Source organism: Ruania alba (assembly GCF_900105765.1).
In the GTDB taxonomy this organism is placed as follows: Bacteria; Actinomycetota; Actinomycetes; order Actinomycetales; family Beutenbergiaceae; genus Ruania; species Ruania alba.
Genome location: NZ_FNTX01000001.1, coordinates 1,220,605 through 1,233,835, shown reverse-complemented (window position 1 = coordinate 1,233,835; position 13,231 = coordinate 1,220,605). Strand labels below are relative to the sequence as shown.

Below are 13,231 nucleotides of genomic sequence, written 5' to 3'. Positions count from 1 at the left end.
GCGGCGCGCAGCCTCGCACACCACTCGGGCCGGCGGTGCTGCCCGGCTCGGTCGTGCTGGTGCCCGGTGCGCGCGGTCCCCCACGTTGGACAGCGTTGTCCATAATACTCCTGCTCTCCCTCGAAGCGGCAGAGGGATCGCCGAGGTCGCGGGTTCAGGCGCTCTTGGTGGCTCGTTTCGAGGCGGAGCTGCTGGACTTCTTCGCGGTCTTCTTGCCGGCCGTGCTGGACTTCTCATCCTCGCCCGGGTCGTCGCTCGAGCTGGGCTCCGCCGCCCGACTCCCCCGGCTCGCCTCGACGCTACGGCGCAACGCCTCCATGAGGTCGAGCACCTCGCCGGACTCCTCTTCCACGGTCTCCTCCACCGCGACGCCTTCGCCCTTCTCCAGCTTGGCGTCGATCAGCGCCTTGAGCTGGATCTGGTAGTCGTCCTGGTGCTCCTCCGGTGCGAAGTCGGTCTCATAGGCAGAGACCAGAGCGGCGGACATCTCCAGCTCCTTGGCGCTGATCTTCACCTCGGTCTCGAGGCTCTCGAACTCGGGCGCACGGATCTCGTCGGACCACAGCAGGGTCTGCAGCATCAGCACGTCCCGCGCACCCGCAACGCGGCGAGCCGGGTCTTCTGCCGGAGCGTGAAGGACACGATCGCCGTACGGTCGGACTCCTCCAGAGTGCGCCGCAGCAGCACGTAGGACTTCGTGGAGTTCGAGGTCGGAGCGAGGTAGTAGGCGGAGTCCAGCATCACCGGCTCCACCTGGTCCGACGGGACGAACTCGAGCACATCGATCTCGCGGCTCCGCTCGGCCGGCAGGGTGCTGAAGTCCTCCTGTGAGAGCACGATGCTCTGCTCGTCGTCGGTGTAGGCCTTGTCGATGTGCTCGTACGGAACGATCTCCCCGCACTGCTCGCACTTGCGCTGGTACCGGATACGTCCGCCGTCGGCGTCATGCACCTGGTGCAGCCGGACGTCGTGGCTCTCGGTGGCGCTGTAGACGGAGACCGGCACGTTCACCAGGCCGAACGTGACCGAGCCCTTCCAGATCGCGCGCATCCCCGCTCCCTCCGAGTCACCATGAGCGAATCACTCATCACAGGCCAGTACACACGTCTCGAGCCTCAATTTCCACTGCGACCCTCACGCCGAGCCCTGCCGAAGGTCCGGCGGATGCGCCACGATGGGCACATGGCCGGCACGGAGACGATCGCGCAGGTGGACGGGCGCAGAGTGCGCCTGACCAACCTGGACAAGGTGCTCTACCCGGCCACCGGCACCACCAAGGCGGACGTGATCAGCTACTACTCCCAGGTGGCGCCGATGATGGTGCCGCACTGCGCCGGCCGGGCGGCCACCCGGAAGCGCTGGGTGAACGGGGTGGGTACGGCGGACGAGCCCGGGCAGGTCTTCTTCACCAAGAACCTGGACTCCGGCACGCCGGACTGGGTGCCCCGGGCGGAACTGCAGCACTCCGACCACCGGAACACCTATCCGATGGTGAACGATCGCGCCACGCTGGTGTGGCTGGCGCAGATGGCAGCACTGGAGATCCACGTGCCGCAGTGGCGGTTCGACTCCACCGGACAGCCCCGCAACCCCGATCGCATCGTCTTCGACCTCGACCCGGGCCCCGGGGTGGAGCTCGCCCAGGTGGCCGAGGTGGCGCGATGGATCCGGCTCGTGCTGGACGGAATGGGCTGGGACTGCGTCCCGGTGACCAGCGGGTCGAAGGGCCTCCATCTCTATGCCGCGTTGGACGGGAGCCACGATGCCGAGCAGATCCGGGCCCTGGCCCGCGAGCTGGCCACCAGCCTGGAGGCGGACCACCCGGACGCCGTCACCGCGCAGATGGCGAAGGCTCAGCGCGGCGGGAAGGTGTTCATCGACTGGAGCCAGAACCACCCGAACAAGACCACGGTCGCCCCGTACTCGTTGCGGGGGCGGGACCGGCCCACCGTCGCCGTCCCCCGCACGTGGGCAGAGCTGGACGACCCAGGTCTACGACACCTGGAGCTGGCCGAGGTGCTGGAGCGGATCGCGACGACCGAGGACCCGATGGCCGCGCTGGAGCGGCGCGCGCACGGGTCCGACACCTTCGCCGCCCCCGAGGGCGCAGCCGGTGCCGACCCGGCGCGTGCCGACCCGCTCGCCACCTACCGCTCCATGCGCCGCCCCGATCGCACCCCGGAGCCGGTCCCGGAGGCCGCGCCGGTGCCCGGCACCGAGCGCGTGTTCGTGATCCAGGAGCACCACGCCAGCCGGTTGCACTGGGATCTGCGCCTGGCCGACGACGGCGTGCTGGTGAGCTGGGCGGTCCCCAAGGGCATGCCCACCGAGCCGGCCCGCCAGCACCTGGCGGTGCAGACCGAGGATCACCCGATCGAGTACCTCACCTTCTCCGGCACGATCCCGAATGGTGAGTACGGCGCCGGGGAGATGAGCATCTGGGACACCGGTACCTACGAGGTGCACAAGTGGCGTGCGGGGGCCGAGATCATCGTCACGCTCACCGGCGCCCCCGACGGCGGACTGTCCGGTGGTCCGGGACGCACCAGCACGTTCGCACTCATCCATACCGGTGCCCGCGCCGAGTCCGCTGAGGAGAAGCGGCACTGGCTGCTACACCTGATGGCCGGACCACCGGGTGCGAAGGGCACGCGCAGGCCGGCGACGCCCCGGGTGCCCGCTGAGCCCCGGGCCACGCTGCTTCGTGCCCCCACGCCGATGCTCGCCGTCGCCGGCACGGCGGCCGACGTGGGCGAGGACTGGCCGGTCGAGATGAAGTGGGACGGGCAACGGTGCGTGGTGGAGATCAACGACGGCGTGGTGCGCCTCTGGGCACGCAGCGGTCGGGAGATCACTGCGTCCTACCCGGAGCTGGCCGAGGTGGCCGACGCTGTGGCCGCCTCGCATGCCATCCTCGACGGTGAGGTGGTCGCCCTGGACGCGGCCGGTCGCCCCTCCTTCGCCCGGCTCCAGCCACGGATGCAGGCAAGTCGGGAAGCTGACGTGCGTGCGGCGGCACGCCGCCAGGGCGTGCACCTGATGCTCTTCGACGCCCTCGCTCGGGAGACAGAATCCCTCCTCGACGAACCGCAGGTCCGCCGTCGGGAGATTCTGGAGGCCCTGGTGACGCCCGGACCACGGGTGCAGGTGCCCCCGGCGTTCGACGGTGATCTGGATGCCGCCCTGGCGGCCAGCCGCGCCTGGGGTTTGGAAGGGGTGATGGCGAAACGGCCGGACTCCCGCTACCTGCCGGGGCGTCGGAGCCGGTCATGGGTCAAGATCAAGCACGTCGAGACGGTGGACGCGGTGGTCTGCGGTTGGCGTCCGGGGCAGGGCGGGCGAGCCGGTCGCGTGGGTGCGCTCCTGCTCGGGCTGCCGCACCTGGACGGGTCCTGGCGCTACGTGGGCCGGGTCGGTACGGGTTTCACCGACGCCGAGACCCGCAGCTGGGTCGATCGGTTCGCCGCGGTGGAGGTGCCCGATCCGCCATTCGACGACGTCCCGCCCCTCGATGCCCGCGGGGCACGGTGGGTGCGTCCCGAGCAGGTGGCCGAGGTGGCCTTCGCGGAATGGTCCGACGGCGGACGGCTGCGCCATCCCGTGTGGCGCGGGTGGCGCCCGGACAAGTCCGTGGCCGATCTGCTCAGGCAGCCCGAGTGAGGCTGGGCTCGAAGTCCAGGCGTAACGCCGGGGCGTGCAGCCGACCGGCGTGCACCTGGGTGCGCCGTAGTACCGGACGCAGGTGGCCGCGGCGAGCGAGGATCAGCCCGACCACGACGGCTCCGAGCAGCGGCCCGGCCGCGCAGGCAACCAGGCCCGCGTGCACACCGCCGAGCTCGATCACCCAACCGATCACCAGACCGGACACCGCTTGAGCACCCATGTTGATGAGCACGTACAAGGACAGCACGCGGCCGCGCATCGCGGGGTCCACGCTCGTCTGCACCATGGTGTTGCTGCGGGTGAGGTAGAGCAGGCAGGTCATGCCCATCAGGTAGAGCACCACCAGGAACAGCCACAGGCTTCCGACGGCGGAGGCCACCAGTTGCAGGAGGCCGAGTACCACGGCACCGGACACCAGGGTGCGCAACCGCAGCCGCCGTGCGCGCCCGGCGAGCATGGCACCGGTGATGGCGCCGAGTGCGAGCGTGGAAGTGAGCAGGCCGTATCCGCTGGCACCGATCTGCACCACCTCATCGGCGTAGGCGGCGAGCACCGTCGCCATGTTCACGCCGGTGAGAGCCACGAACCCGACGAGCACGCACGCCCAGAGGATCTCCGGTGTGTGCCGCACGTAGTGCAGACCGGCGCGCAGCTGTCCCTTGGCACGCGTCAATCGCGGCACGGGATGCATCTCAGAACGCCGCATGGTGAAGATGAACCAGGCGGCCACCCCGCACGCGATCGAGTTCGCGATGAACGCCCACCCGTTGCCCACGAGCGCGATCAGGCCCGCGGCGAACATCGGCCCGACCAGGGCGCCGAGCTGGAACACCGACGTGTTCAGGCTGATCGCACGGCGCAGGTGCGTGGGCCCGGTGATCTCCGGAAGGAACGCCTGCCGTGCTGGATTGTCCACCACGATCGTCATGCCACCGGCGAACGCGGCCAGCAGCACGTGCCAGACCTCGACCACACCAACCAGGGTCAGCACCCCGAGCACCAGGGTGAAGAACCCGAACAGCGATTGGGTGACGCTGAGGATCTTGCGTCGGTCGTACCGGTCGGCCAGCACCCCTCCGAAGAGCCCGAACAGCAGCATCGGGGCGAACTGCAGGGCCACGGTCAGGCCGACGAGGGCCGCCGACCCGCTGAGCTCGAGCACCAGCCAGTCCTGCACCACCCGTGCTGCCCACCCGCAGGTGCTGGTCAGGATCATGGAGCCGACGTAGAAGCGATAATTGCGTACTCGCAGGGCCGCGAGCACGCTCGACTCCCTGCGACGGGGCTTCGTCCGCCGTTGTGAGCCGCGCGATTCGACCGGTGGGACGACGGGCGGCACCGGTGCGGTGCTCGGTGAGTGGGCGGGTGGGGTGGCTGTCGGGGCTGGTGTCGCCGAGCGCACGGAAAGTTCCCTCGAGAACGAAGTAGATGAAGGGGATGTGGTGCCCGATCGGGGCTACCTCATCCACCGTACGGAGGAACACCGTCATTAATCCAACGCATGCCTGCTATAAGAGCCATTGCGCACCACAATAGCCGGGCGTATCGTGGCCGAATCGATACAAGGTCTGGATACTCCCATTGTTCGAACCCGCACAACTACGCACGTTCCTCACCCTGAGCGAGACGCTCAGCTTCACCCGGACGGCTGAACGGCTCGGGATCAGCCAACCCACGGTCAGTCAGCACGTCGCCCGGCTCGAGAAGGCCGCCAACCGTCGGCTCGTGCTGCGGGACACCCACGAGGTCTCACTCACGGACAATGGTCACGCGATGGCCGGTTTCGCCCGGACGATCCTGGCTGCGCACGACCAGGCCACCGCATACTTCACCGGGTCGGCGATGAGTGGCCGGCTCCGGTTCGGTGCCGCAGATGATCTCGCCCTCACGCAGCTTCCCCGGATCCTGCGCGAGTTCCGGCAGCTGCACCCGAAGATCACGATGGAGCTGACGGTGGCCCAGTCCCTGGTGCTGCACCGTCGCCTGCTGGCCGGGCACCTGGACCTGGTCTTCATCAAACAGCTCCCGGACGAGACCACCGGCCGGCTGGTGCGACGGGACCGACTGGCCTGGGTCGGCCTGGAGAGCACGGCACTGACTGCGGACGACATCGTCCCGATGATCACCTACCCGAACCCGAGCCCCTCCCGGAATACCGCGACCGGGGTGCTGGAACGGGCCGGCCGCACCTGGCGGGTCACCTGCACCACCCGGGAGATCCACGGCGTCCTGGCAGCGGTACGGGCAGGACTGGGCGTGACGGTACTCGCGCAGAGTCTGGTGCCCTCGGACCTGGTGATCATGCCGGCCTCCAGCGGGCTGCCCGAGCTCGGTGACATCGACCTGACCCTGGTGGACAACCCACGTGCGGCCCGCGAGCCGGTCGAGGCGCTGGCCTCGGCGATCTTGGGGCGACACTAGCCCGCACCTGCCCGGCCGAACGCGACGTTGTGCGGCTTCTCGAGGCTGGAAGCCGCACAACGTTGCGTTCGCGGGAGTGGTGGTTAGCTTTCCTGCTCGGCCGCGGCGCGAGCAGCGGCCACCGCCTCACGCTCCTTGGCCGACTGCACCACGTGGTCCACGAGGAGGCGGCCGAGCACCAGCACAGCGAAGGCGAGCCCGCCGTAGAGCACTAGGTCGATGAGTCCACCGAGTGCGCTGACAGCACCGCCGAAACGCAGTTGCGCGAACTGAGCGATCGCTGAGAACAGCCCCGCGAGGGCGAGCGCACCGGAGAGCACGATCACTGCGACGAAGGCCGGCTTTGCGGTCTTGGCGATCGTGGAGGTGGTGAAGGTAGTGTCGAACAGTCCCGGTCCCTGCGGACCGGCCGGGTAGGACATCGGGGCGCCGGGCTGAGCTGGTGCACCTGCCGCGTGGGTCCCCGGCTGGCCGTAGGCGCTCGGCTGCTGTGCGTAGTCCCCGGGCGGCGGCTGCTGCCCGTAGGCCCCACCCGGCTGGGCCGGGTGACCGTAACCGCCCTGCTGGGCGGGCTGACCGTAGGCATCACCCGGTGGCGCCGCACCGGGCACCGGTGGCTGGCCTTGCGGCGGCTGGTACTGGCTCATCGGGTGCTCCACCTTCCTCGAAACGGTCTCGGCCACCCTAGTGCGGCGTCCGCGCACCATTCCTGTCCGCGGCAGGAGAGAACTCCCCATCTCGCGCCGCGCAGCGTATCGAGCGCGAACGCGCGCAGGAGTTGCCGGCGTCGGCGAGGATAGGGACATGGAAGCGACCGGATATCTGCGTGAGGACCCCTCCGGCCTGGAGCTCGTCTTCGAACGAACCTTGACCGCTCCCGTCGCCGAGGTGTGGGCCTCGTTCACCACGCCGGAAGGCACCGCTGCCTGGATCGGCACCTGGGCATGGGACGAGGGACAGAGCCCGCCGAAGACGGCCGAGCAGGGCGATGCCTTCGAGGGGCGCACGGTCACCTTCACCATGAACGCCGAGGAGAGCGCCGAGCCCGAGCAGGTCACGATCATCGACTGCCAGCCGCCGCACCGCCTGCAGGCCGCGTTCGCCAGCGAGGCGGGCACCTGGCACCTTCGGGTGGACCTGCATGAGGTGGACGGCACCACCCAGCTCGTGTTCGCCCATCTGCTGCGTCAGGGCGACGAGATCCGCTCCATCGGCCCCGGCTGGGACTACTACCTCGACCGCCTCGTGGCCGCACACACCGGCGCCCCGATGCCCGACTGGTCCGACTACTGGCCAGACCTGACCGAGCACTATCTCGAGCTGGGATAGGCGCCACCCCACCTACCCGAGGCGGCCCCGCAACGCCGTCAGTTCCTCGGCGAGCGCCTGCGGCAGCCGCGGCCCGAAGCCGGCGAAGAACTCGCCCGTCTGCCTGGTCTCGTACACCCACCCGTCTGGGTCCACGGTGAGCACCTGCTCCAGGTCTTCGGCCGGCAGGTCGAGCCCGTCCAGGTTCAGCTCGCTCGCCTCGGGCACCGTCCCGACGGCGGTCGCTCGCCCTGGTGCCGCACCCTCCAGGTGGCGCACCAACCAGTCGAGCACGCGGATGTTGTCCGCGAACCCAGGCCACAGGAAGGTGCCGCCGGCATCCTTGCGGAACCAGTTCACCTGCGCCACGGCGGGCGGCCCGGTCAGACCGGCCCCCACCCGCAGCCAGTGCGCCCAGTAGTCGGCCATGTGGTAGCCGCAGAACGGCAGCATCGCGAACGGATCCCGCCGCAGCTCCCCCACCGTGCCCTCGGCCGCCGCAGTGCGCTCGGAGGAGATCGTGGCGCCGTAGAACACGCCCTGCTGCCAGGTCTGCGCGGCTGCCACCAGCGGCACGTTCGTGGCGCGCCGGCCACCGAAGAGGATCAGGTCCACCGGGACGCCGTCGGGCGCCTCCCAGTCCTCGTCGATCATCGGGCACTGGGCGGCGGAAACCGTGAACCGGGCGTTCGGGTGTGCCGCGGTGCGGCCTGTCTCAGCAGCCTGCTGCGGCGTCCAGTCCTCGCCACGCCAGTCGACCAGGTGCTCCGGCGGGGTGTCGGTGAGGCCCTCCCACCACACGTCACCGTCGTCGGTGAGGGCCACGTTGGTGAACAGCACGTCCCTGGTCAGGGTGCGGACCGCCGTCGGGTTGGTGCTCTCCCCCGTGCCCGGGGCCACTCCGAAGAAGCCCGCCTCCGGGTTGATGGCCCAGAGCCGGCCGTCCGCGCCCGGACGCATCCAGACGATGTCGTCCCCGAGCGTGGTCACCTCCCACTCGGGCAGCACCGAGCGCAGCATCGCCAGGTTGGTCTTGCCGCACGCCGAGGGGAAGGCGGCGGCCACGTGGTAGCGGCGCCCGTCGGCGTGGGTGAGCCGGATCAGCAGCATGTGCTCGGCGAGCCAGCCCTCGTCACGGGCGATTGCTGAGGCGATGCGTAGGGCGTAGCACTTCTTCCCGAGCAGCGCGTTCCCGCCGTACCCGGAGCCGAACGACCAGATCTCCCGGTCCTCGGGAAGTGGGTGATGTACTTCGTCTCGTTGCACGGCCAGGCCACGTCGTTCAGTTCGTCGCCGGCGGGGGTGCGCAGCGGCATCCCGACCGAGTGCACGGCGGGCACCCACCCGGCACCCGTCTCGATCTCGCGCAGGGCCGCCTCCCCCATCCGGGTCATCAACCGCATGTTGGCCACGACGTACGGCGAGTCGGTGAGCTCGATGCCCACCTGGGAGAGCGAGCCGCCCACCGGGCCCATCGAGAACGGCACCACGTAGAGGGTGCGGCCACGCATGCAGCCGGTGAACAGGCCGCGCAGCGTGGTGCGCATCTGGGCCGGGTGCTGCCAGTTGTTGGTGGGGCCGGCGTCCTCTTCGCGCGCTGAGCAGATGTAGGTGGCCGACTCCACCCGGGCGACGTCGCGCGGGTCCGAGCGGGCCAGGTAGCTGTTCGGGCGCCGTTCGGGGTTCAGCCGGATCAGGGTGCCGCGAGCGCACAGTTCTGCCAGGAGGTGGGCGTTCTCCTCCTGGGAGCCGTCGCACCACACGACGGCGTCCGGTTGGGTGAGTGCGGCGACGTCGGCCACGAAGGTGCGAGCCGCCGCGATCCCGTGCGGGAGGTTCTCCCCCGGCTCTCGGTGCGGGGTGGGGATCCGGTTCTCGACGGCGGGGGCGTCGATGGCAGTGCGAGTGTCCAGCGTGGCGGTCATCAGAATCCTCTCCGAAGTGGCGATATGATCACGATGTCGCCTCCGACACGCCGCAATGCGCATCCTGCGCGTGCAAGTTTCGCGATTCTTGCCATATCGTCATGACATGGCAGATAGTGCATCGTCCAACCAGACCTACGGCACCGAGACGCTGGACGCGTTGACGTTGGGCAAGCGGATCCGACACGCCCGCACCCGGCAGCGACTCACTCTCGCCCAGCTCGCCGACCAGGTCGGATCCACCGCCAGTCAGCTCTCCCACATCGAGAACGGCCGGCGAGAGCCCCGCCTCACCCTGCTCTCCGCGATCGCGGCCGCCCTCGACGTGCCCACCGCTGACCTGCTCGATGCGGGACCACCACCGGACCGGCGCGCCGAGCTGGAGATCGCCCTGGAACGCGCGCAGCGCGGCCCCTTGTTCGCCCAGCTCGGCCTGTCGACCGTGCGTCCGAGCCGCACCCTGCCACTGCCGGTGCTGGAACAGCTCGTCGGCCTGCACACCGAGCTCGAGCAGCGAGCTGCTCGAGCCGTGGCCACCCCGGAGGAGGCACGGCGGGCGAACACCGAGCTGCGGGACTGGATGCGTGGGCACGACAACTACCTGCCGGAGATCGAGGAGCTCGGCGAGGAGGCGGTCCGCAAGGCCGGCTACACCTCCGGTGCGCTCACTCACTCCACGGTGAGCAACCTCGCCGGAAGCATGGGGTTCGAGATCATCCACGTGCCCGACCTGCCCCACTCCACCCGGACCGTGACCGACCTGGAGAACGGGCGGATCTACCTGCCACCAGCATCCATCCCGGGCGGCCACGGGCTGCGCTCCCTCGCCCTGCAGGCGATGGCGCACCGCGTGCTCGGGCACACGCGCCCCACCAGCTATGCCGATTTCCTGCGCCAACGGCTGGAGATCAACTACTTCGCCGCGACCTGCCTGATCCCCCGCAGCGCAGCACTGGAGCACCTGGAGCCACGCAAGCGCGCCAAGGAGATCGCGATCGAGGACTTCCGGGACGCCTTCGGCGTGACGCACGACGCCGCGGCGCAGCGGTTCACCAACCTCGCCACCGCGCACCTGGGGATCCCGGTGCATTTCCTGCGGGTGGCTGAGGACGGCACCCTGGAGAAGGGGTACGCGAACGACGGCGTGGGCTTGCCCAGTGATGTGACCGGTGCCGTGGAGGGGCAGTACGTGTGCCGGCACTGGGCGGCGCGCGCGGCCTTCGCTCGCCGCACGCGCACCACCGAGTTCCACCAGTACACCGACACTCCCCACGGCACCTTCTGGTGCTCCACCCAGACCGGCAGCACCGAGTCGGGCGAGTTCTCCATCACGGTGGGAGTGCCGTTCGAGGAGGCGAAATGGTTCCGCGGCCGGGAGACCCGCCGTCGGGAGGCCTCCACCTGCCCCGACGAATCCTGCTGCCGGCGACCGGAGGAGGCGCTCATCGCCCGGTGGCGGGATGCCTCCTGGCCCAGCGCTGCGGCGCACGCACAGGTACTCGCGCCACTGCCCGCCGGGCGCTTCCCGGGCGTGGACGACGCCGAGGTGTACGCCTTTCTGGAAGCGAACGCCCCCACAACTCCATCTCTCGAGAATGACACCCCACTTCAGCGGTGAAGGACGCGCCGGCCCTCCGTTGCAGGTCGCACCACTCACATCAGGTCACGCAACAGGCCTTCACACGTCATCAGCGGAACACCGGTCAAGAGGTTCCATCGCTGCGGACCTCAGAGAACGAGTTCTCCACCATCGACCGTCAGCACAGAGCCCGTCATGAACGCTGCGAGGTCCGTGGCCGCGAAGTACACCACCCTGGCAACTTCATCGGGTTCAGCGGCACGCCCCATCGGGATCTGGGCCACGAACGCCTCAAGGGCGGCACGACTGTGCTCGTCGTGGTCCAGGCCGGCTTGCACACCTGGCGTCCGCACCAGCGTCGGAGCGACCGCGAGCACACGGATTCCGTAGGGTGCGAGGTCACGTGCGAACGCTTTGGTAGAGCCGACGATTGCATGCTTCGCTGCGACGTAGTGCGCCGAGTTCGTTGCCGCGATCAACCCTGACACCGACGACATGTTGATGATGACACCGCCGCCGTGGTCGCGCATAGCGCGGGCCGCGTCGAGCGATGCGAGGAACATCCCCCGCTGATTCAAGGTCATCAACCTGTCGTAGTCACTCTCGCTGATGTCCAACGTGGCGATCTCCGGGAAGATCCCCGCATTGTTCACCCAGATGTGCAGGCCCGCGAGCTCAGTCGTCACCGTCTCGATAGCGGTGCGCACGGCAACACTGTCAGAACTGTCGACCATGCTGCCGAGCGTTCGCACACCGAAATCGCGGGCGATCTGCTCTGCAGCGTCGGCAACTCCTGCGCCGTCGATGTCGAACAGAGCGACGTCCGCCCCTGCCTCCGCGAGACGCCTCGCGCAGGCTAGACCGATCCCCTTGGCTGCACCTGTGACGACAGCAACTCGTCCCCGCAGCGAGCCCAGATCACTCAGACTCGGCAGATCAGGGATTTTCTGCTCAGATTGTCTGGATTCCACGAGCGTCTTCCTGACTAGGTGTTCGGATCAGGTGAGCTGATCGCGGATGTCATGGGTGTTGTAGATGGAGACGACCTCGACGAGCCGCCCGGCTTCGGAGAACTCGAGGAAATCCATCATGCGGAACTCCACGAATTTCTCGGTCGGAGGTAGCGGTTCCTCGCCCCCGATGGCGTAGGGACCACGATGAGTACCCCGCGCAAGGAGCGAGACCACGCGCCGATTTCCGTCCGCCAGGACCCGCTCGACGGTGACCACGAGATCGGGAAGCGCCGTCTGCCACGCGTCAAGCCGGGCCTTCCATGCCTTGGGACCGCGTTCAGGAGTGCCGTCGAGAATGACGATGGTCTCCGGATCGATGACTGGGGTGCCAGAGTCTCCGCCTTCGCAGTCGTAGAGCGAACGCGCAGCAGCTGTCACGGACTCGCCCATCGCGGCGGAGACCGGCACCACGGGCAGGAGTGTCACCTGCTCGTGGTCGGACACCTCACGGTGGCCGTGCACCTGCTCCTTCAGGTGTCCGAGGTGAGTGACGGTGAGGAGGTGAGCGAGCAGACCCTGCTCGTTGAAGTCGAAGATCTCGCCGCTGTATGCCTCGACCTGGTTACCCGTGGCGTCGATCCCTGCAAAGGGGCCACCGTGTGCTCCTTGAAGGACGTACAAGACTGCGGCGGAGCGGTCGTCTTCAATAATGATCCGGTCTCGCAGCTGCAGACCCGGGAACGGGGTCTCGTAGCGGCTGAGCCGCTGGACGAAGGAGTCGCGACCGTACACGTGCACACCATTGGAGTTCACCACGACGTCCTCGGCCGTACGTTCGCCATTCCGATCGAGTCGGCGACTATTGAAGTTCGGATGGAACCGCGCGGCCAGCTCTCGCGGCGACGAACTGTCCGGGAGCACCATCTCTCTTCGCCCCTCACCCAGTTCCCCTGTTTCACCGCTCTGCGCGGGCAGGTCCACCTGCTCGGCGTCGCTGACGGCGAAGTCCAGCCAGGCGCCAAGGATCGTCTCGATGGCATGGCGGACCTGACGCACGGTCGGATGATCGCTCGAGGCAGCGATCTGTGAGGGCTGTGCGGTGCGCACTCGCGTCCGACCGCCGGGTGCCTGCCAGACGTGCACGCGGATCGGGAGGTCGACGAGCAGTTCCAGGTCGACAGACGCCACCTGGGCGACGAGCGCAGGGTTCTCGATGATCAGCACCTCGGCCGGTGCCACGCGTGCTCCGCCGGTACGTGCGACCGATGTCTGGTCGACCCGAGCGATGTGGCGGATTCCTCCGTAGTCGCTGATCGCTGACTCCAAGCGATCCAACGTCGTCACGACGCTGTGCACGCTGGTGCGGTTCCATCGAGATCGGG

Annotated in this window: 8 protein-coding genes and 2 pseudogenes; 4 read left to right on the top strand and 6 right to left on the bottom strand. The window is 68.8% G+C overall.

Features of this window, described 5'->3' with window-relative positions; translation table 11 throughout:
* Positions 1-154 precede the first annotated feature (154 nt).
* Positions 155-1,050, bottom strand: a pseudogene (gene ku, locus BLU77_RS05770) (non-homologous end joining protein Ku).
* Positions 1,051-1,182: 132 nt separating this feature from the next.
* Here ku and BLU77_RS05765 point away from each other — a divergent pair.
* Positions 1,183-3,660 carry an ATP-dependent DNA ligase gene (locus BLU77_RS05765; RefSeq protein ID WP_089772085.1) on the top strand — a complete coding sequence of 826 codons (2,478 nt, stop codon included), beginning with the start codon at positions 1,183-1,185 and terminating at the stop codon, positions 3,658-3,660.
* Here BLU77_RS05765 and BLU77_RS05760 read toward each other — a convergent pair.
* Positions 3,644-4,927: an MFS transporter gene (locus BLU77_RS05760; protein WP_175476949.1), complete on the bottom strand. Its 1,284-nt coding sequence runs from the start codon at positions 4,925-4,927 to the stop codon at positions 3,644-3,646. The two genes, BLU77_RS05765 and BLU77_RS05760, sit on opposite strands and share 17 nt — an antisense overlap.
* 317 nt (positions 4,928-5,244) lie before the next feature.
* Here BLU77_RS05760 and BLU77_RS05755 point away from each other — a divergent pair, with 317 nt between their 5' ends.
* Positions 5,245-6,084, top strand: a complete 840-nt coding sequence (locus BLU77_RS05755; protein WP_089772083.1) for a LysR substrate-binding domain-containing protein — start codon at positions 5,245-5,247, stop codon at positions 6,082-6,084.
* Positions 6,085-6,167: 83 nt separating this feature from the next.
* On the opposite strand, the gene BLU77_RS05750 is transcribed toward BLU77_RS05755, so the two are convergent.
* Positions 6,168-6,731: a hypothetical protein gene (locus BLU77_RS05750; RefSeq protein WP_089772082.1), complete on the bottom strand. Its 564-nt coding sequence runs from the start codon at positions 6,729-6,731 to the stop codon at positions 6,168-6,170.
* 157 nt (positions 6,732-6,888) lie between these two features.
* Between BLU77_RS05750 and BLU77_RS05745 the strand changes: the two genes are divergently transcribed.
* Positions 6,889-7,413, top strand: a complete 525-nt coding sequence (locus BLU77_RS05745) for an SRPBCC domain-containing protein (protein ID WP_089772081.1) — start codon at positions 6,889-6,891, stop codon at positions 7,411-7,413.
* Between the two features lie 12 nt (positions 7,414-7,425).
* Here the strand turns inward: BLU77_RS05745 and BLU77_RS05740 are convergent.
* A pseudogene (locus tag BLU77_RS05740) lies at positions 7,426-9,317 on the bottom strand (phosphoenolpyruvate carboxykinase (GTP)).
* 106 nt (positions 9,318-9,423) lie between these two features.
* Here BLU77_RS05740 and BLU77_RS05735 point away from each other — a divergent pair.
* Positions 9,424-10,935 (top strand): helix-turn-helix domain-containing protein, encoded by a 1,512-nt coding sequence (locus BLU77_RS05735; protein ID WP_089772080.1) that lies wholly within the window; start codon positions 9,424-9,426, stop codon positions 10,933-10,935.
* 110 nt (positions 10,936-11,045) lie between these two features.
* Here BLU77_RS05735 and BLU77_RS05730 read toward each other — a convergent pair whose 3' ends face one another.
* Both BLU77_RS05730 and BLU77_RS05725 read right to left on the bottom strand, forming a co-directional pair.
* Positions 11,046-11,867, bottom strand: coding sequence for an SDR family NAD(P)-dependent oxidoreductase (locus BLU77_RS05730; RefSeq protein ID WP_089772079.1), 822 nt, complete (start codon positions 11,865-11,867; stop codon positions 11,046-11,048).
* Between the two features lie 27 nt (positions 11,868-11,894).
* A complete protein-coding gene (locus tag BLU77_RS05725) occupies positions 11,895-13,193 on the bottom strand; it encodes an ester cyclase (protein ID WP_175476948.1) in 1,299 nt (432 codons plus the stop codon).
* Positions 13,194-13,231: the final 38 nt, after the last annotated feature.

Bases quoted from the DNA above. Each gene is read 5' to 3' on its own strand.
- BLU77_RS05745 (WP_089772081.1), top strand. From the start codon at position 6,889: ATGGAAGCGACCGGATATCTGCGTGAGGACCCCTCCGGCCTGGAGCTC.
- BLU77_RS05735 (WP_089772080.1), top strand. From the start codon at position 9,424: ATGGCAGATAGTGCATCGTCCAACCAGACCTACGGCACCGAGACGCTG.
- BLU77_RS05750 (WP_089772082.1), bottom strand. From the start codon at position 6,731: ATGAGCCAGTACCAGCCGCCGCAAGGCCAGCCACCGGTGCCCGGTGCG.
- BLU77_RS05765 (WP_089772085.1), top strand. From the start codon at position 1,183: ATGGCCGGCACGGAGACGATCGCGCAGGTGGACGGGCGCAGAGTGCGC.